We start from the raw sequence: 19,200 nt of genomic DNA, 5'->3' as shown, positions 1-19,200 counted from the left end.
CTCGGCACCGGTCGGCGGTGGGTTCCGGGCGTCAGCCTCCACCGTCGGAGACGGTCTCCCGGCGCAACGCCTCACGGGCGATCTCCACCCGGCTCCGTACGCCGAGCTTGCCGAGGACGTGCGAGATGTGGGTCTGCACGGTGCGTCGGGAGAGATACATCTCCCGGGCGATGTCCGGTGTGGACCGCCCCTCGGCGACCAGGGCGGCCACCCGGGTCTCGGTCGGGGTGAGCGCCTCCCAGCCGATCTGTGCGCGCGCCGGCCGGGGACCTCGGACACCCCGACGCACGCCGGCGCGCCGGAGTCGGCCCTCGGCCCGACGGATGTCCCAGAGCGCCCCGAACGCGTCGTACCGGTCGATCACCTCGCCCAGCAGCGTCCTCGCCTCGGCCTGCCGGCCGCCCACGGCGAGCACGGCGGCCAGGTCCTCCAGCGTCCCGGTCAACTCGACAGGTGAACCGACCGACCGGTAGTACGCGACCGCCTCGTGCAGCGGCGCCGGATCCCCGTCGAGCAGGCCGTCGCACCGGCGCACCGCCGCGGCGGCCCGACCCGGCCGGGACTCCGCCTCGGCCTCCGTCCGGCAGGCCCGCAACGCCGCCCGCGCCGCCGCCCGGTCGTCGACCGCCACCGCGAGTCGGACCAGCTCGGGCATCCACTGGTGGAGCAGGGTCATCTCGCCGGGTGCGCGTTCCAGGAGCGCCGCCAGCAGCGACAGCGCCCGCGCCGGCTCCCCCTCCTGCTCGGCCGCGAGCGCGCGGGCGGCCAGCAGGAAGTCACGGTTCTCCCGGTCGGCGACGGTCCGGACGGGAAGCGCGAGACCCGCCCGGAGATGTTCGGCCGCCGCGCCGTTCTCGCCCCGGTGTCCGGCGATGAACGCGGCAACACCGTGCCGGAGCAACGCCGGTCCCCGCTCACGCAGCCCGGAGTAGGTGATACCGGTGGTGTCGCGGTCGACGGTGTCGAGCTCGGCGAGGGCGTCGTCCCACCGACCGAGCCAGTACAGCAACACGGCCGCGGTGAGCGCGGAGACGCCCTGGCCGGATCCGGCGGCCCGCTGAGCCAGGTCGCGGGCTCGGTGCAGGGTCGCCTCCGCCTCCGGCCAGCGATCGAGATTCTGCAGGCTGAAGATCCGGCCGTCGAAGGCGAAGGTCCGCAGGTCGGTGTGCTCCGGTGCGTCGCCCAGCACCATCAGTGCGCGGTCGACGTAACCGAGGGCGGCATCGTGGTCCCGCCGGATCGAGTGCGTCAACCACAGGTCGGTCAACGCGTAGGCGGTGGCGAACGCGTCCCCGGCGTCCTCGCCGACCCGCAGCGCCTGACGCGCGGTGCCGTCGGCGGTGTCCAGGTCGCCGGTACTGGCCCGCTCGAACATCGCCAGCGAGGCCAACAGGCGGGCCCGCCAGACCGCCGGTACGTCCGGACGGCCGAGCGCACTCCGGACGACGTCCACGGCCTCCTCGTTGCGACCCTGGTGGAACAGTGTGCGGGCCAGGATCGAGGACATCTCGGCCCGGTGCTCGGGCCGGGTCGCCGCGGCGAGGGCCTTCCGGGCCCGTTCGGCTGCCTCCGGATGGCGCCCCACACCGAGCAGTACCCGGGCGAGTTCGACGGTCAGCGCGGCCCGATCGGTCCGGTCGAGTTGACTCGCCTCCAACTCCCGCTGCAGGAGTTCCATCGCGATGTCCGGGGCGCGGGCGGACAGTGCCGGTGCCGCCTCCACCACCCAGGTACGCGTCCACTCGTCACCCGGACGGCCGGCCGCCAGCAGTTGCTGGGCCACCCGCAGCGGCTCGGCCCCGGCCGTCACCAGCGCCTTCGCCGCCTCGCAGTGCAGCGCCGCCCGCAGTGCGGCCGGCACGCTGTCGTAGAGGGCCTGCCGGATCAGCGGGTGCCGGAAGGCGAGCTGGTCGCCGACGCCGACGACGATGCCGGCCGCTACCGCGTCCTGCACTCCCTCGGCCAGGTCCGAGGCCGTTCGCCGCAGCAGTGCGGCAAGCTCGGTGACCGCGAACTCGCCGCCGAGCAGGGAGGCGGTGCGCAGCATCTGGGCGGTCGCCACCGCGACCACGCTGAGGCGGTCGCTCAGCGCGGCCGTGAAGGATGCCGGCACCCGCTCGAACGCGTCGTCGGAGAGTTCGCCCTCGGCCAGCGCGGTGCCGGCCGTCTGCTCGCGCGCCAGGGCGTCGAGCAGCTCACGCAGGTACAGCGGGTTGCCCATGGCCCGCCCCAGCAGACGGTTGAGCGCGGGCCCCGGCGGCGTCCCGAGCATTCCGGTTACCAGCGTCCGGACGTCGTCAGCACCGAGCGCGCCGAGCGGGAGCAGGGTGCCGCCACGGCGCAGCGTCGCCGCCCGCAGCGTCTGCACGTCCTGCCGGGCCGGTACCGGACGGGTGGCGCTGACCAGCAGGAGCGGAAGTTCCTCGGCGGCGAGGGCGAGCCGGTGCCACAGCATCAACGACGCTTCGTCCGCCCATTGCAGATCGTCGAGAACCAGCACGGTGGGCGTCTCGGTGGAGAGTTCGTCGACGAGCGCCACGAGCATCTCGGTGGCGGCGTAGGCGACGTCGTCCGCGGCGAACAGCCCGGGTCGGCGCTCCTGGAGGAACTCGGCTATCCGAGCCCGCCGGGGATCCGGTGAGCGCGGCCGCACCTGGAGGCAGTCCAGCATCACCCGCAGCGGAAAACGGTGGGACAACTGGTCTGCGGTGCCCCACAACAGCTCGCGACGCCGAAACCCGCCTCTGGTGAGGCCGGCGGCCACCAGAGAGGACTTGCCGATGCCGGCCTCGCCCTCCACCCAGAGCACCGATCCGCGGCCCTGACGGGTGGCCTCGACGGCCGCGTGCAGTGCCGCCAGCTCCTTCTCCCGGCCGGCCCAGACGGTCGGCAGCTCAACCGGAAACATGACGACGCACGCCCGGAATGGAAGGAGGAGCGACAGTCACGGGGATATGCTAGCCGACGACCCGGGGCATATCTATCAACGGCCATTAATATCCGATCATGTAACAAACAATTGTTACGAGTCGTTCCGGGCCGAAGAATCCGAGGCGGCATCCGGTGTCCTGTACCGTTCGGGAACTCTGTTCGCGCACCCGGCCCGCTCGCACTCGTGATCAAACTGGTCCGCAGGGATGCCGGGTGGAGGTGATTCGGTCGACCACCGCATCGAACTCCCGGCCGGCCGGGTGTGGTCCACACCGCGTCCGGATCGCGGACGTCGACGCGCAGCACGGTGACTCTTTCGGACAGCGGTCGTCGGGCTGGACCGATCCGGCAGGGCTGGCGGGAACGCCGGGACCGTTTCCGCCTCGGTCCGCTCCGCGGCGGCCCCGGTCGGGCGGTACCGGGTCGCGCTGCCGGCGGGTGCCCGGTCCACCTGGAGCCTGCGACTGTTCCCCAGGGGCGCGGACCGTGGTGGGTTGCGGAATCAAGCAACGAATTCTCTGATGATCTTGCGGAATGCAGACATCGTCGTACTCCAGTGCTTGTATCGCTGCGTACCGAGGTCTGTCGGTTCGGGGGAGGGGTCGTACGTGACAGGCAGGAGAGCGGGGGTGCTCGCGATCGGAAGGGCCGTACCGGCGCTGGTTCGCTGGGGGGTCTCGGCGGACGCCGATCTGGTGTACCGATGTCTGCTGACCTTCGGGCCGCAAGCCGCCGGGGAGGTCGCGGCAGAGCTGGGCCTGGGGGTACGGAGGATCCGGACCGCGCTGGACGAGTTGCTGGCTGTCGACATCGTCAAGGTGGAGCGCGAGCCGTCGGGACACGGCGCGGACGCCTCGGTCTGGCGGGCACGGCCCGCGGCTGCGGTGGTGACAACCCTGCGACGTCAGGCGCTCCGGCGCGCCGCGGCGGCTACCGGTTGCGCTGTCGAGCCGACAGAGCGGGTCGCGCTTTCGGCGAGGCATCTGCCGGACCGCGAGTCGCGCCGCCGGCGCATCGCCGAGTTGGCCGCCCTGGAGCGGATCGAGCATCTGTCGATGCAACCCGAGCAGGTCTTCAGCACGGATGAGTTGGCGGTCGGCGCGCCGTTGGATGTCGCGGCCCTGCGTCGCGGGGTGCGGATGCGCACGCTGAGCCGCCCGCCCGCGGACGGTGACCGCTCGGCGCAGCACGCAATCGAGTTCGGCCGGCTCGGCGGCGAGTACCGGGAGGCGGCGCAGCTCCCGCAGAAACTCATGATCTTCGACCGACGCGTGGCACTGCTCGCCGTCGATCCCCTCGACCTGGATCGCGGCACCTGGGAGATCATCGACCACGCCGCGGTCGAATCGCTTGTCAGGCTGTTCACCCGGCACTGGAGCAGCGCGGTGGACCCAAGCCGGAACGGAGTGCCCGCGATCGTGTTGACATCACGCGAGAAAGCAATCGTCGCACTGCTCGCCAAGGGGTATACCGACGCCGCCTCCGCGCAGGAGATCGGCATGTCCACCCGTTCGCTCACCTACACCCTGAGGGCGTTGATGGACCGCCTCGGTGTCGACAACCGCTTCCAGTTGGGTCTCGCGCTCGGCGCACTGAACGTGGCGACGCCATCCGATCCGTCCACACCCACCCACAGCATCGATGGGACAAACCAATGAAATACCTGGCTTTGCTGACCGCCGCGTTCGTCGCGCTCCTGGGCGCCGGTGCACCCGCCGAGGCGGACGACGGATGGCTGCGCGTCCCGTGCCTCTCCGGGGCCATCGAGGAGACGGAGGTCACCGACGGTGACTATCTCACCCTGACCGGATATCTGGACTGCGACGTGCCGGACAGCGCCCTCGGAGCTCGGTGGGGATACGCCGTCTTCATCGGGAGTCTCCCTCACGGCACCCTGAACGACACGGACCTGCGGGCGTACTCCTACGACGGTAGGACGGCGTTCTCCGACAGGATGCGCGTGGACAGGCTGTTGGAGCTGGGAATCTGCGTCGTCACGGACTACGAGGTGCGCATCGCGTGCGTCGAAGTCACCCGGAAGAGCCCGACATCACCGATGCTGGTGTGGCCCACGCCCGTCGACGACGAACTCGTCGACCGGCCGTTCCAACGGCGGGGGGACGGTGCTCCCAACCCGATCTGCGGCCATTGCTAGCGGTACGCGGCCGGGTGGTGGTACCCCGCCCGGCACCGCCGTCAGTTCCGCCCGGTGCTTCTCGACAGGGCACAGGCCAGGGATGCGATCTTCGGGTCGGTGGACCGTAGTCACCCGGGCGGTCACTCGGGAACGAAGAGAGGCCCGGATCATCGACGTGATCCGGGCCTCTGCCCGCGTGGGCGACGACACGCCGCGTGTCTGGTCTGGACTGGCGTGGCCGCACGTGCGATATGCGAGCGGTACGGGATTGGTTGGTCAGCCACCGGCGGGCGCGTGCCGGGCGGCGCGTGGAGCGGCCGTTGGGGGTACTGCGGTGGTGGCCGGCGACACTGGGGGTGGTCGCGGCGGTGATCGGCGGCGGCATCCTCGCAATGTGGCTGCTGGGGGTCTGGTCGCCGATCGCGCCGGGGGCGGCTGATCCGGAGCGTCTGCGGTTGGAGCAGAGTCGGTCCGCGAGAACGACCGCCGGACCACGCGCCGGAAACCCGCCCTGAACGGCTTCGGCCGGACGTCTGCACGCTGGCTCACGAGGACGTCGCGCTACTCCGGGTGGGTCCGGAACCAGTCCAGCATCGACTCGGGCCGGCGCCGGAAGCTCCCCTGCCTCGTCGCAGGTGATCAGCGACGCCCTCCAAGGGTGCGAAGAATCCTTTTCGCCATGACGAGCTGCCGTACGGGCAGCAGAAAGGCCACCTCCCGAGACTGGGAAGTGGCCTGAGCCGCGTGGGCGATACTGGGATCGAACCAGTGACCTCTTCGGTGTGAACGAAGCGCTCTCCCGCTGAGCTAATCGCCCTCAGCGCGGACGACTGTACCTGATCGGTCGGAGTCCGCGCGACTTCGGGGTCAGTGCGTCGCGATGTAGTGCATGAAACCGGCGATCAGATCGATGCCGAAGCTGGCCCGTACCGACAGCCAGACGACCGCCGCGACGAAGACCAGCCCCACCGAACCGAGTACGAACCTGACCAGGAGGGACTGTTCGCGTACCCAACGTGCCCAACTCTGCACGTGCCGACGGGTGAAGTTGAGCAGCCGTCTGGCCCAGTGGAACTCCACCGCCCAGATACCCAGACCGCCGATCACGATCAGCCAGCCCGGACCGGGCAGCGGAATCAACGCGAGACCGAGTGTGACGACGATCGCACCGGCGAGTGCCACGAAAACCTTCAACGCGATCCGGCCGGTCGGATTCGCCCGGATGATCTCCAGGGTCCGGCGCACCCGCTGCCGGCGGGTCTGCGTCACCAACGGCTCCAGCGGCACCTCGGCACCGGCGTCCGTGGGTGCTCCCGTCGCAGGTCCGGGCCGGTCCCCCCGTGGGACGCGCTCGTCTCCCGGCACGTCGTACCTCCGCTCTTCGGCCGCCCCCGCGACGCCGGAGCGGACCCCGGCGCCGGCCCCGTTCGCCCGCCACGTACCCGGCAGGACGGCTTTCTCCATTGAGGATGGATTCGTAGCCATTTCAACCCCCAGTGTGGCCCCGCCCGTCACTCAACAGGACGACTGGACGTTACCGGAGTGAGTCGACGGCTGAACCATCCGGCGCCGGATGGGATCGAGTACCTGGGCAGAACTGGACATCCTACATAAAGATTCGATTTCGATCGGGAGCTAGGAAGCCTCTTCCCACTACTGGGTGATATCAGCGTATGGCGGAGCGTAACCATGAGTAGCAGCTGAGGATGGGAAAGGCGGGACACATACGTCCCGCAGCGGTGCCGGGGGGAGAACGTCCATGAGTGTCATCCGACCGACCACGGTCGAGGTCGAGACGTCGTTAAGGCTCGTTGCACCTGATGCCACGGCTCTGCCGGTGCGCGCCAGCCTGCGCTACGACCCAGCCGACCCGTACGCGGTCCATGTCCTGTTCCATGCGGAATCCGCCGGAGGCGAAGCGGTCAGCTGGTCCTTCGCGCGGGAACTGCTCGTCACCGGCCTCGATGAGCCAGCCGGGATCGGCGACGTCCGGGTCTGGCCCTGGGCCACTCCCCGGGGCGACTTCGTCGCGCTCGCACTCTCATCACCGGACGGTAACGCACTGTTCGAGGTGCCACGTAGCGTCCTGGTCAGGTTCCTGCGCCGGACGTACGTGGTGGTCCCCCGGGGCCGGGAGGGCGACCATCTCGACGTCGACACGGCGGTCAACCGGCTGCTGGCCGGCCGCTGACCGCTGCCGGCGACGGCCTCACCGGCCGGCAGGCCGGTCCGGGAGCGCCACCACGCGCTCCGGAAGCACCACAGGCCGATCGGAACCCACCGCGTCGCGCGGACCACTGCCGAGGTCCGCGCGGCGCGGCGTCTGCACGCGGGTATGTGTCACCAGGTACCTGTCACCAGCTCCGGATCTTGGGTACGGGTCGCGGGTCACACGCGCCTTTCTTTTTTCCACGATTACAGAGAGTGATATCGTCAGCCGTGCGTGGTGATGCCGCCGTCGACCGGAATGACCGCTCCGGTGAGGTATGCCCCGGCCCGCGACGCGAGGTAGATCGCGGCTCCGGCCATGTCGTCGGGCCGGCCGATCCGGCCGAGCGGCACCTGGTGCTCGATCGTCGCCCGGGTCGCCGGGTCGTCGAGCGCGAACGCCATCATCTTGCTCTCGAACGGGCCGGGCGCGATCGCGTTCACCGTGATGTGCTCCTTGGCGAGCTGGTGGGCCAGGCTCCGGGTCAGCATGTGCACCGCCGCCTTGGTGGCCGAGTAGGCGTACACCTCCATCCACGGGACCCGGATGCCGTCGATCGACCCGATGTTGATCACCCGGGCCGGGTCGTCGGCGCTGGCCGAGGTGCGCAGCGCGGGCAGCAGGGCGGTGGTCAGCTGGAAGACCGCCTTGACGTTCACCGCCCACAGCTTGTCGAAGGCACTCTCCGGATAAGCCTCCAGCGGCGCTCCCCAGGTCGCACCGGCATTGTTGACCAGTACGTCCAGGGTCGGCACCCGGGCCAGGACCTCCTCGGCGAGCCGGGCCGCCCCGGCCGCGCTGGAGACGTCCGCCGGGATCGCCTCGCAGCGGCCGAGTTCGGAGAGCTGCGCGGCGACCTCGGCGCACACCTCCGCCTTGCGGGACGAGATGATCACCTGGGCGCCCGCCTCGACGAATCCCCGGGCGATCATCAGGCCGATCCCCCGGGTACCGCCGGTGACCAGTACCGCCTTGTCCCGCACCGAGAACAGCTCTGGCATGCGCACCTCTGAAGGCCGTGGGTCGGCCGGCACCGGAATGCCGACCGACCCGGGTTGGCTTACTGTTCGGTAAGTTAGTCCGGATCGTACCGACCGGACAACTCCCGCCGGCACGACCCCGCCACGGATCCGCTGATCCCGGCGGTCACGGCTCGCTACCGGCGATGCGTACGCCGTCCAGGTAGACCGTGATCCGGGGGTTGGCCGCGTAGTCCGGTCTCGCCGGCCGCCAACTGTGGTCGTCGGTCTCGACGAAGCGGGACCGGTCCGCCCTGGTCAACCGCAACTCGATCGGACCGGTCCTGCCGGCCGCCGCCAGCGTCCCGGCACCCCTGGCGAAGCCGACCTCCAGATAGCTGTCCGCCCCGCGCCTGGGCCTCGGCAGTGTTGTCAGCGTCTGGGTGACGTTCGCGCAGTCGAGCGTGGCCCGCACGCAGGCCGCCTGCACCGTGCCGCGACCGCCGTCCCGGGTGAACCAGTACCGCACCGTCACCCGGGACAGGTCGACCGGCACCCGACCCGGGTTGTCGAGGTCGATCGCCGGCAGGATCCGGGCGTCGGTCGGCGACCGGTCCAGGTTGCGGTGCAACGCGGCCAGCGGCGGCGGGCTGCTCGCCGCACCGACCACGAAGAGGGTCACCGAGTCGGCCGGGAAGGTGTGCGACAGGGTTCCGTCCGGTGCCCCGGCCACCGGCGGCGGCACCAGGATCCGCTGGTCCGCCTCCCGGACGATCGAGGTGAGGTCGGTCGCCCCGTACCGGTACACCTGCGTGGTCTGCGCGGTCCGGCCGCGCAGTGACAGCGAACTGGTCCGCTCCACCCCGCTCTTGTTCACCACCATCACGGTGAGCGCGCCGTCGGAGCGGCGCTCGGCCGCGTACACCGAGAGCTGGTCGGAGTCGGCCGAGGTCGCCCGGACCCCGACGTCGCCGAACCGGCCGCCGGCGCCGTCGTAGTTGCGGTACATCCGGAAGGCGTACGCGCCCGGCTGGGTCGCGCCCGGCGGCGCCCAGAGCGTCGCCAGGTCCAAGCCCTCCCGACCGAAGATCCCGAGTACGTCGGCCTGGGTCAACGCCCCGTTGACGTGGTCCAGCGCCCCCCAGTTGTACTCGGTGATCGCCGTCTTCGTCCCCGGATAGTTCGCGGCCACCAGCTCCTTCATCCGGGGCACCAGCCGCACCTGGGTGTTGATCCAGCTCTCGTCGGTGTAGGTCGGGTCCCAGAGCGCCCGGGTGGAGCGCAACCGCAGCGCGTTGGTGGCCGGGTCGGTGCCGTTGCCGAACGCCACCCCGCTGGCCTGCGGATAGAAGTGCATGTCGAAGTAGTCGAGCACCCGCTGCCCGTGCTCCTCCTCGTACTCGCGCATCTGCTGGAGATACCAGGTGGTGAAGGGCAGCCCGTCCCGGTTCGGCCGGTCCGGCGGGTTCGCCCAGCACCCGGTACGGGAACACTCCTCCTGGTCCATCCCGGAGTGGTCCCACGAGGTCCAACCCCAGCCGACCGGGCCGAGCGTCGCCGCCGACGGGTCGACCTCCTTGATCGCCGCGCCGATCGCGTACGCCTGGTCGCGCAGCTCGGCCGAACTCGCCCCCTCCGGGTGCACGTCCCGGTGCGTGGAGTGCCAGATGTCCGGCTCGTTGTCCAGGTTGTAGAACTTCACCCCGCCCTCGGCCGCCGTGCCGTACTTGCCGGTCAGGTGCCGCAGCCAGTCCCGGACGTACTCCGGGCCGACCTCCACACTTGTGTCGTGCGGGTCGTTGCCGGTGACCAGGGTGCCGTCCGGCCGTACGCCGTTGCCGCAGTCCGGCCGCCACTCGTCGGTACGCTCCTGCGGCCCGTACTTGGCGACCGAGAAACCGCACGAGCCGTCCCGGGCCTTCGGCGCCCACCCGATCAGCGGCACCGTCAGCACGCTGTCGGTCCCGGTGCGCCGGTCCTGCTCGACGAACTCGTCGGTCGAGGAGCCGTCCGGCAGCGCCCCGGGATCGGCGTTCTCCTCGGCGATGTTCTCGAAGAACCAGTCCGAGGCGCGGTTGGTGGTGTCGTAGCGGAAGTGGTAGCGGGTGGTGGCGTTGCCGCCCCAACGGCGTACCGGCAGGGCCAGCTCCTCGGCGAGGGCCTCGTCGGTGAAGTTCATCCCGTAGATGTGCGGGCTGATCGGGTGCCGGTCGGCGGTCACGTCGACCTCGAGAGCCGGACCGGGCTCGGCGAGGGCCGGCGGCGGGGCGGCGACGACTGCCGCACCGCTGGCGGCGAGCGCCGTGCCGGTGACGATGGACAGGAGGGATCTACGACGCATGCGGGATCTCCCGGAACTGCTGATGTCCTCCCCTGACGGGATGGACGGTGGCGGGTTCGGTGTGTCTCGCGTACGCCCGTCGCTGTCTCGCGCGCGGTGGTCTTGGCCCGGACCGGGAGCCAGGCTACCGATCACCCGCCCGCACGGTCAACGTCGTCCGTCGATGTCCGCTCCGCTGTCGGAAGTACGCGGAGGTGTCCGGCAGCCGGTCGCCAGGGGTGCGTGCCAGGCGCTCGGCGGCTAACGTCGCAGGTGATGGTCCGATTCGGTCAGCTTCCGGGTGAGCCCGGCGAGGTGCCGCCCCCGCCCGGTTGGGCCGGCATCCGCACCCTCACCCTGCGCGACTACTTCCTCGACCCGGCCAACCGGGGGCCGCTGCTCGTCGATCGGCACCTGCTGATTCTGGTCACCGTCGGACACGGCACCCAGGAGGTCGACTTCCGGACCTACCCGTGCCGGCCGGGGTCGCTGCTCTGGGTACGGCCCGGCCAGGTCGTCCGGCACGGCGGGCAGAGCGGGCTCGACGCGGTGCTGGTCTGCTGGACCCCGGAGACCATGCGCGAGCTGGGCGTCTTCCCGACCGGCCCGCCGTTCGCCGCCGGTTACTGGCAGCTTGCCGGTGAGGACGAGGACGCGGTGATCAACGAGGTCAGTCAACTGGTGGTCGACTGCCAGCGGCACTCCGGCGACGGCCTCGCCGACGAACTGCTGCGGCACCAACTCGCCGTGCTGCTGCTGCGGCTGGCGCTGCTGCCGCGCGACCCGGCCAGCACCCGGGAGCCGGCCCCGGAGACCGGCCCGCTGCCTGCCGGGTGGGGCGGCACCCCGGACGGTACGGAGTCGACGGGCACCTTCTGGCGGCTGCGGCAGGAGGTCGAGCGCTCGTACCGGCAGACCCGCCGGGTCGAGGAGTACGCCAGTCGACTCGACTGCTCGGTGCGTACCCTGACCCGGGCCTGCCTGGCCGCGACCGGGCGCAGCGCGAAGCAGGTCATCGACGAACGGGTGGCGCTGGAAGCCCGGCGGCTGCTCGCCGCGACCGAGCTGCCGGTGGCCGAGGTCGGCCGCCGGCTCGGCTTTCCGGAGCCCACCAACTTCGGTCGGTTCTTCCAGCGCGAGGTCGGGCACAGCCCCGGCGCCTTCCGGGCCGCCCTGTCCGGCCCCGCCCCGACCACGCGGCCCTGAGTGGACGTTTGCCGAACATCCGTACGGGGAACCTTCGGCCTACCCCGGAAGCAAGCATTGTCTGGAAAGGAGCATGGCCGTGGGTCTGATGTTCCGTAAGCGCAAGAAGTACGGTCCGTTGATTCTCAACTTCACCGAGAACGGCTTCTCCTCCTGGAGTATCAAGATCGGACGCTGGTCCTGGAACTCCCGGGCCCGCGCACACCGGGTCGACCTGCCCGGCCCGCTGTCCTGGAAGCAGGACAAGTCGCGGTCCTGAGGAAGCGGTGACGGACAGGGATGCCGACGGCTTCGTCGGCATCCCTGTTGCATGTCCGGCACGGTCTGCGTCTCCGGCGCGGTCTGCGCCTGTCGGCGCTCTCTGCCTCTCCGCACGGCTGTTCAGGGCGAGAGCGAGGGTGCGACGGTGATGGTGACGTCACCGGCGAGCCGACCCGACTCCGGCTCCCGGCGCACCAGCCCGGCGGAGAGCAGGGCGGTGAGCACCCGACTGGCGTCCGCAGCGCGGTAGACGGTCCGCTCGGCGGTGAACTGCCGCAGCTCGGTGACGGTGGCGGCACCGACCGACCCCAGGCGGGCGAGGAGTTCCCGCCGCAGCGGACCCGGATGCGGGTTCAGCGAGATGTCCAGCAGGTGTCCCGCCGGATCGCCGGGGTCCCGGTAACGCACCCCGGCGTATTCGTCGACCGCCCAGAGCGCGTTCTTGAAGGCGTCCAGCCGCTTGCCGGCGGCGGTGCCGAAGACCAGCACCTCGGCCCCGGCCTCGGCTACCAGCTCCACCTCGGTCACCAGCGGCAGGCCGGCCCCGGTCAGCCGGTGCCGGTAATCCGTCCCGGACCAGACCGGCGGGTCGAGCACCAGCAGCAGCTCCGCGGGACGGCCACCGGCCACCGCCGCGAGGACCTCGGCGGCCGGTCCGGGACCGCCGGTGGCGTCCACCCAGGCGAGGACCGGAGCGCCGTTCGCGGTGGCCGCCCGCAGCGCCACCGGCAGCCGGTCGACACCGCCCGGCACGAGGTGCGCGGTCAGCCCGGCCGGCAACTCCGGCTGCGCCGCCGCGTGGCGTGCCGCGAGATCCGGGTCGTCCGGCCCGAGAGTCAGCGCGGTCGTCCGCCGCCCGCGCAGCAGGTCGGCGAACTCGCCGAAGACCCGCAGCGCGGCGTCCGCGACACCGCCGTCCACCCCGGCGTACGCCTGGACGAAGGTGGCCCGGCGGGACCGGTGCAACGCGGCCGGCGTCCAGGAGTCGAGCTGGCGGACCAGCAGTTCCCGCTTGACGACGCCGATCGGATCCGTGGACATCCTGCGGTTCTACCCTGCCCGGCCGGCCGCTGTCACCCCGCCCTCGTCCGCCGGCAGCGGCGGCCGGCGACCAACAAACCGGCGGTCGGCGGTCGGTCCCCGGACGGAGGCTGTCGAGCTGCCCCGCCTGCGCGCCCAGCAGGTCCGCGACGGTGCCCGGAATGTCGCGCCCCGCCCATGCACCCAGCTCGACAGTCCGCGTCCGACGTATGCCCCGGCCGGCAAGGCGGGCGGGATCCGCCGCTGCCGGATGTCCGAGAAGACGACGAAACTGTCTCCAACTGCCCTCTTGTACTGAACGTCGCCGGCCGAGCACGATGGGGCGTGGCTTCCGGCTTCGGTCAACTCACCCAGCAGGCGAACGCGCTCGTGGCGGCCGGTGACCTGGTCGGAGCCCGGAACCTGCTCGGACCACCGCTGGACGCGGCCGACCCGAGCCCGGCACACGCCTCCGCCGAGTTGGCCGAGGCGGCCGGCCTCCAGGCCCGGATACTCGTGTCGCTCGGCGACCCGCAGGCGGCGCGCGGCTGGGCGGCGTTCGCCTACTCGGCGGCCACCCGGCTGCACGGGGCCGCCGACCCGCGCACGGTCGCGACGGCGGCCACCCTCGCCGCCGTACTGCACCGGGTCGGCAGTCACGCCCGAGCCGCCCGGCTGTACCGGGACGTGATCATCGAACTCACCGCGACCGACGGCCCGGAGTCGCTGCGGGTACTCGCCGCGCACGCCGACCTGGCCACGGTCGAGTACGCCCAGGGCGCGTGCACGCTGGCCCGCAACCGGCTGGAGGACGCCTGGGAGCTGCACCGGGAGGTCTACGGCGACGGGCACCCCGGCGGAATCCGGATGCTGGCCCGGCTCGGCGCCTGGCAGCGCGATTGTGGACTGCTCACCCCGGCGCACGAGCATCTGGCCCTCGCCCTGGAGTTGTGCCGGGAGCACCTGCCGGCCGAGCATCCGCTGGCGGCCCAGGTCGCCGCGCTCGCCAGGGCGGCGGCCGATCCCGACCACGTCTGCACCGACTCCGCGACCGGGCCCGAGGACGACCCGCAGGGCCCGGCCGGCCCGACCGGTGTCCCCCAGTACGCCGAGCCCTGGCGTCCCGAACCACGGCATGCCGCGCAGCCGGAGCACGGCGGCGGGTACCCGCGACAGACACACCAACCGCAGCACGCCGCACCGCAGCATCCGGCCGCACCGCAGTACCCGGCCGGGCCCTACGGTGCCGAGCATCCGGCCGCACCGCAGTACCCGGCCGGGCCCTACGGTGGCGAGCATCCGCCCGACGCCGAACTGCCGCCGCGTGACGAGGTGCCGCTGCTACGCTTCCCGCCGCCCGCGCCGCCTCGACCGACCAGCGGCGGGACCGGTACCGGCGCTCCTCCGGTACCGCCACCCCGGCTGCCGCCGGCACCACTCGTCGAACCACCGCCCCGGTGGGCCACGCCGCCGCCGACCGGAACAGCGATCCCGCCGACCGGTGCGGCTGTCCCGCCACCCCGGAACGGGCTCGGCCGGGCCGGTCCGGGCTCCGCCGCCGGTGCCGCGTCGAGCGGGGAGCCGGACGACGATCCGGAGTACGGCTGGTGGCCACCGGAGGTGGTTCGCCGGATGCCCGACGACGAGGACGGTACGGAGACCGGTCGCCAGCACGGAGCGGCGCCGGCCCAGCCGTGGCGGCCGGAGAGCGATCCCCGCTCCGTTCCGGTCACCGATCCGGGACAGCGGGAACTCGCGGGCGCTCCCGGTGCCGGTCCCGGCGGCTCCGGCGGGGTGGCCGAGCAGCGGCACCTGCCGGCGCGGCGGGGGTCCCGGCTGCCGGTCCGGATCCACCGGCCGGAAGTCGCCGCCCGCCGGCTGCCGACGGTGGTCGTCGCCGGCCTGGTGGTGCTGGTCCTGCTCGGCACGGCTGCCGTGGTGTTCGGGTTCCGACAGACCGGGAACGACGAGCCGGCACCGCCGGATGCCGGGCCGTCCACAGGTGCGCCGGCCGAGACGCCGAGCACGTCACCGCCGGCCTCCCCCGGCACGCCGCCCGGTTCGGTGACCCTGGCCGACAGCCAGCGCAGCGTGACGCTGGGCTGGACCTATCCGAGCGGCGCCACCGGTCCGGTGGTGCTGGCGGGTGGGCGGGCCGGTCAGGAACTCCGGCCGTTCCAGGAACTGCCGGCCGGTTCCACCGGCTACGTGGTCTACGGCCTGGAGACGACGGGGAACTACTGCTTCTCCGTCGCGGTCGTCTATTCCGAGCGGCTGGTCGGCGAGGCCGATCCGGTCTGCACGGCCCGGCCCGGCAGGTCGCCGGCGGCACGCTGAGCCTCGGCCGCCGTCCGCTTCCCCGTCCGGTCCTCGGGGTGGTCCGGCACCCCGACCTGCACCCGGCCCGGGAGCGGGCCCGCATCCTCGGCCCACGCCTCGACAACCGGCAGGCGTACCTCGACGCGTAGTCCGGGTCCGGCGTCGCCGAGGGACACCGTGCCACCCTGGCGGCGGACCAGTTCCCGGACGATGGCCAGGCCGAGGCCGGCACCGCCCGCGTCCCGGGCCCGGGCGTCGTCCAGCCTGGTGAACCGGTCGAAGACCCGGTCCCGGTCGCCGGCCGGGATGCCCGGCCCGTCGTCGGTGACGGTCACCAGGTGGTACGCGACAGCGGCCCGACCGCCACCGGGACCGGAACCGGCACCAGGACCGGGACCGCCACCAGGACCGGGACCGGCCTCCCGAGGTTCCGGGGCGCTACCGGCGGGCCGGGCGGACGCCGCCAGCACCACCTCGCTGCCGGCGTGCCGGAGTGCGTTGTCCAGCAGGTTGCCCAGTACCCGGGTCAACGCGTCCGGTTCGGCAAGTACCCAGCACGGCGACGCCGGTGGCAGCACCCGCAGCGGCGCCGCCGGATAACGCTCGGCGACCTCGGCCAGCAGTTGTGCCAGCTCGACCGGTTCGGCGGCCCGGGGCGGCCCGGCGCCCGCCTCGTCGAACCGGGCGAGCAGCAGCAGGTCGTCGACGAGCCGGCTGAGCCGCTGGATGTCGGCGAGCAGGTCGTCGGCGACCGCCGGCCACTCCGTCGCCGGTCCGAGCCGCTGGGCGACCTCGAGCTGGGTCCGCAGGTTCGCCAGCGGACTGCGCAGCTCGTGCGCGGCGTCGGCGACGAAGGCGCGCTGCCGGGCCCGGGCCGACTCCAGCCGGCCCAGCATCCCGTTCAGGGTCACCGCCAGCCGGTGGATCTCGTCGTGCGAGGCCGGCAGCGGCAGCCGACCGGGCCGGGCTCCGCCGGTGATCTCCTCGGCGCCGGCCCGCAGTGTCTCGACCGGTCGGAGCGTGGCGCCGACCACCCGCCAGGCGACCGCAGTCAGTGCCACCAGGAGCAGCGGGAAGCTGACCAGCAGGATGGTGCGGACCACTGCCACGCTGTGCCGCACGTCCGCCGTGGACTTGGCCACCAGTACCGTCTGCGGATCGTTCGCCGGCCCGGCGGGCACCGCCACCACCCGGACCGGGCCGTCCAGGCCGAGCCGCCGGCCGGGCAGGTAGAACCGGTCCCGCTCCCCGGACTGGAACCGCCGCAGTTCGTCGGGGTAGAGCATCGGGACCAGCCGGTCGGCGTCGATCGACGCGGCCCGGATCCGGCTCTGCCCGTCGAGCACCTGGACGCGTACCTGGCTGCCGGCGACCGGGAGCGGGTCCGGCAGCGCGTTCTGGCCGGCGAGCCGGGCCACCGCCTCGGCGGTCTTCAGCGCCTCGGTGTCGACGGTGCGCTGGAGCGCGTAGCCCAGCGCGCCGAGTAGGACCAGCCCGCCGACGGCGAGACCCGCGGCGAGTCCCGTGGCGCTGATGATGGTGAGCCGGGCCCGCAGGCTCAGGGCCCGCCACGGCCGTCGCCGGCCGGGCCACCCCCGGAGACGGCACCGGCTCACGGGCCGGCGCCGGTGCGTCGCGCCGTGCCTCGCGGGCGGCTCATGTCACCAGCCGGTAGCCGGCTCCCCGGACCGTCTCCAACCGGTCCCGGCCGATCTTGCGGCGCAGGTAGCCGACGTAGACCTCGACGGCGTTCGGCGCGGTACGCAGGCTCGCGTCCCAGACGTGGTCCAGCAACTCCGTCTTGGAGACCACCTCGCCCGCCCGGCGCAGCAGGTACTCCAGCAGCGCGTACTCCCGAGCGGTCAGCTCCACCTCGGTGCCGCCCCGGGTGACCCGGCGGCGGGCCGGATCGAGGCTCAGGTCACCGGCGACCAGCACCACCGGGCGGCGCGGCGCACCGCGGCGGAGCAGGGCGCGCAGCCTGGCCAGCAGCACCACGTAGGAGAACGGCTTGGTCAGGTAGTCGTCGGCGCCGCAGTCCAGCCCGTCGGCCTGGTCGTACTCGCCGTCCTTGGCCGAGAGCATCAGCACCGGCAGCCAGTGCTTCTCCGCGCGTAGCTGGCGCACCACCCGGTAGCCGGAGAGGCCGGGCAGCATCACGTCCAGGATCATGGCGTCGTACCCGCCGTGCCGGGCCAGGTCGAGTCCCTCCGGCCCGGTGCCGGCCACGTCCACCACGAACCCCTCGGCGGCAAGGCCGCGCTGCAACGCCGAGGCCAGCCGGGCCTCGTCCTCCACCACCAGCAACCGCACCGGACAAGCGTGCCATCCCGGCCCGGGGGCGGCCACACCCGGCTGAGTGAGCCGACAGCGGTTCTCAGGTTCTCAGTGGTTTCACAGCGCCCGGGGCGCACGATGGAGGTCAGGAGGTACGAACATGTCGGTTTTCCAAACGCGGCCCGCACTCCGGTGGCTGGTCCCGACCGGGGCGGCTCTGGCGGTCCTCGGCGGAGGTGCGGCGGTGGGCACCTTCGCCTCGGCGGCCGAGCCGAACCTGCCCGAGCGCAGTGCCGCGCAACTCCTCGTCGACCTGCAGACCGCCCACCTGGACGGCCTCTCCGGCACGGTGATCAAACGCGCCGACCTGGGGCTGCCCAGCCTGGCCGGCCTCGGCGCGCAGGGCAGCGCCGAACTCGCCACGCTGGTCTCCGGCACGCACACCCTGCGGGTCTGGCACGCCGGTCCGGACCAGGCCCGGGTCGCGCTGCTCGGCACGCTCGGCGAGACGGATCTCATCCGCAACGGTAGGGACGTCTGGATCTGGGACAGCCAGACGAACAAGGCCGAGCACATCACCCTGGGCGAATCGGCGGCGGCCGGCCGGCCCGGCCATCTTCCGGTGACTCCGCAGGAGGCCGCCGAGCAGGCGTTGGCGGCGGTCGACCCGACCACCCGGGTCAGCGTCGGACGGTCCGCCTCGATCGCCGGCCGGGACGCCTACGAGCTGGTACTCGAACCCCGGGACGCCACCTCGCTGGTGGGCCAGGTCACGATCGCGATCGACGCCGTCGAACACGTGCCGCTGCGGTTCCAGGTCGTGCCGCAGGGCAGCAGCAAGCCGGCTTTCGAGGTGGCGTTCACCCAGGTCGACTTCACCCGCCCGGACCCGGCCCAGTTCGCCTTCAACCCGCCGCCGGGCGCGGTGGCGACCGAGGGCGTCCGGCCGCAGGGCCGACCGGCGTTGCCGAGCGGGGTCGAGCGGCCGACGGTGGTCGGCAGCGGGTGGACGAGCGTACTTGTCGCCAAGGTTCCGCAGCTCGGCGCGGCCGAGGACGCCCGGACCGGTGACGCGGGGACCGACCTGCTGGCTGGGCTGTTGGGCGGACTTCCGGAGGCCAGCGGCGAGTGGGGCCACGGCCGGCTGGTCAGCGGCAAGCTGTTCACCGCCCTGCTCACCGACGACGGCCGGCTGTTGGTCGGCGCGGTGAAGCCGGAGCGGCTCTACGAGGTCGCCCAGAGCACCAGGTGAGCAGCACCAGGTGAGCTGACTGGCGGGCGGGCGTCCCTGTGCAGTGCCGGCAGGGGCGCCCGCCCGACGCTGCGCTCCGCCGTGCGTCTCAGGACACCCGATCACCGCAGCCGTCGGGGGTTCGCGCGGCCGATGGATGCCGGCAGAAAAACGCGCTATCGTTTCTCAGTTCGGAAACAAAAAGAACGGCGAAATGCCGTTCTGCGCAATGCTAACAATGGGGAGACTGGTTTGTCAAAGCCATCCGGTGTTTCGCCCGACCGGCGTCTCGACGAGCCCGACGAGCGTCTCGACGGAGCCGACGGAATC

At 72.3% G+C, this 19,200-nt stretch carries 14 protein-coding genes and 1 tRNA gene; 7 read left to right on the top strand and 8 right to left on the bottom strand.

Going from position 1 to position 19,200, the window contains the following annotated elements; genetic code table 11:
- Window positions 1-31: 31 nt before the first annotated feature.
- On the bottom strand, window positions 32-2,908 hold the full coding sequence (locus ACN28A_RS26905; protein WP_421399472.1) for an ATP-binding protein: 2,877 nt from the start codon (window positions 2,906-2,908) through the stop codon (window positions 32-34).
- A 652-nt stretch (window positions 2,909-3,560) separates the two neighbouring features.
- Between ACN28A_RS26905 and ACN28A_RS26900 the strand changes: the two genes are divergently transcribed.
- Together ACN28A_RS26900 and ACN28A_RS26895 are read left to right on the top strand one after the other, a co-directional pair.
- On the top strand, window positions 3,561-4,589 hold the full coding sequence (locus ACN28A_RS26900; RefSeq protein WP_421399470.1) for a LuxR C-terminal-related transcriptional regulator: 1,029 nt from the start codon (window positions 3,561-3,563) through the stop codon (window positions 4,587-4,589).
- A gap of 11 nt (window positions 4,590-4,600) precedes the next feature.
- On the top strand, window positions 4,601-5,086 hold the full coding sequence (locus ACN28A_RS26895) for a hypothetical protein (protein ID WP_421399468.1): 486 nt from the start codon (window positions 4,601-4,603) through the stop codon (window positions 5,084-5,086).
- Window positions 5,087-5,813: 727 nt separating this feature from the next.
- On the opposite strand, the gene ACN28A_RS26890 is transcribed toward ACN28A_RS26895, so the two are convergent.
- Window positions 5,814-5,885 (bottom strand) — tRNA-Val (locus ACN28A_RS26890).
- Window positions 5,886-5,935: 50 nt separating this feature from the next.
- Window positions 5,936-6,553, bottom strand: coding sequence for a TIGR02611 family protein (locus tag ACN28A_RS26885; RefSeq protein WP_421399467.1), 618 nt, complete (start codon window positions 6,551-6,553; stop codon window positions 5,936-5,938).
- A gap of 274 nt (window positions 6,554-6,827) precedes the next feature.
- Here ACN28A_RS26885 and ACN28A_RS26880 point away from each other — a divergent pair, with 274 nt between their 5' ends.
- On the top strand, window positions 6,828-7,259 hold the full coding sequence (locus tag ACN28A_RS26880) for an SsgA family sporulation/cell division regulator (RefSeq protein ID WP_101365276.1): 432 nt from the start codon (window positions 6,828-6,830) through the stop codon (window positions 7,257-7,259).
- 242 nt (window positions 7,260-7,501) lie between these two features.
- Here ACN28A_RS26880 and ACN28A_RS26875 read toward each other — a convergent pair whose 3' ends face one another.
- On the bottom strand, window positions 7,502-8,278 hold the full coding sequence (locus ACN28A_RS26875) for an SDR family oxidoreductase (RefSeq protein WP_421399465.1): 777 nt from the start codon (window positions 8,276-8,278) through the stop codon (window positions 7,502-7,504).
- A gap of 145 nt (window positions 8,279-8,423) precedes the next feature.
- Window positions 8,424-10,577: a glycoside hydrolase family 44 protein gene (locus ACN28A_RS26870; protein ID WP_421399462.1), complete on the bottom strand. Its 2,154-nt coding sequence runs from the start codon at window positions 10,575-10,577 to the stop codon at window positions 8,424-8,426.
- A 255-nt stretch (window positions 10,578-10,832) separates the two neighbouring features.
- On the opposite strand from ACN28A_RS26870, the gene ACN28A_RS26865 reads away from it, so the two are divergent.
- Together ACN28A_RS26865 and ACN28A_RS26860 are read left to right on the top strand one after the other, a co-directional pair.
- Window positions 10,833-11,762, top strand: coding sequence for an AraC family transcriptional regulator (locus tag ACN28A_RS26865; RefSeq protein ID WP_421399460.1), 930 nt, complete (start codon window positions 10,833-10,835; stop codon window positions 11,760-11,762).
- Between the two features lie 79 nt (window positions 11,763-11,841).
- Entirely contained in the window at window positions 11,842-12,021 is a 180-nt protein-coding gene (locus tag ACN28A_RS26860) for a DUF4236 domain-containing protein (protein ID WP_278066114.1), read from the top strand.
- Between the two features lie 122 nt (window positions 12,022-12,143).
- On the opposite strand, the gene ACN28A_RS26855 is transcribed toward ACN28A_RS26860, so the two are convergent.
- Entirely contained in the window at window positions 12,144-13,064 is a 921-nt protein-coding gene (locus ACN28A_RS26855; RefSeq protein ID WP_421399457.1) for a hypothetical protein, read from the bottom strand.
- A gap of 324 nt (window positions 13,065-13,388) precedes the next feature.
- On the opposite strand from ACN28A_RS26855, the gene ACN28A_RS26850 reads away from it, so the two are divergent.
- A complete protein-coding gene (locus ACN28A_RS26850; protein WP_421399456.1) occupies window positions 13,389-15,380 on the top strand; it encodes a tetratricopeptide repeat protein in 1,992 nt (663 codons plus the stop codon).
- Here ACN28A_RS26850 and ACN28A_RS26845 read toward each other — a convergent pair.
- Together ACN28A_RS26845 and ACN28A_RS26840 are read right to left on the bottom strand one after the other, a co-directional pair.
- On the bottom strand, window positions 15,305-16,924 hold the full coding sequence (locus tag ACN28A_RS26845; protein ID WP_421404658.1) for a sensor histidine kinase: 1,620 nt from the start codon (window positions 16,922-16,924) through the stop codon (window positions 15,305-15,307). The two genes, ACN28A_RS26850 and ACN28A_RS26845, sit on opposite strands and share 76 nt — an antisense overlap.
- Before the next feature lie 94 nt (window positions 16,925-17,018).
- A complete protein-coding gene (locus tag ACN28A_RS26840; RefSeq protein WP_421399454.1) occupies window positions 17,019-17,675 on the bottom strand; it encodes a response regulator transcription factor in 657 nt (218 codons plus the stop codon).
- Between the two features lie 124 nt (window positions 17,676-17,799).
- Between ACN28A_RS26840 and ACN28A_RS26835 the strand changes: the two genes are divergently transcribed.
- Window positions 17,800-18,891, top strand: a complete 1,092-nt coding sequence (locus tag ACN28A_RS26835) for a LolA family protein (protein ID WP_421399452.1) — start codon at window positions 17,800-17,802, stop codon at window positions 18,889-18,891.
- Window positions 18,892-19,200 lie beyond the last annotated feature (309 nt).

Source organism: Plantactinospora sp. WMMB782 (assembly GCF_049179135.1).
Classification (GTDB): Bacteria; Actinomycetota; Actinomycetes; order Mycobacteriales; family Micromonosporaceae; genus Plantactinospora.
The sequence above is the reverse complement of the archived record's forward strand: the minus strand, read 5'-3'. Positions and strand labels throughout refer to the sequence as shown.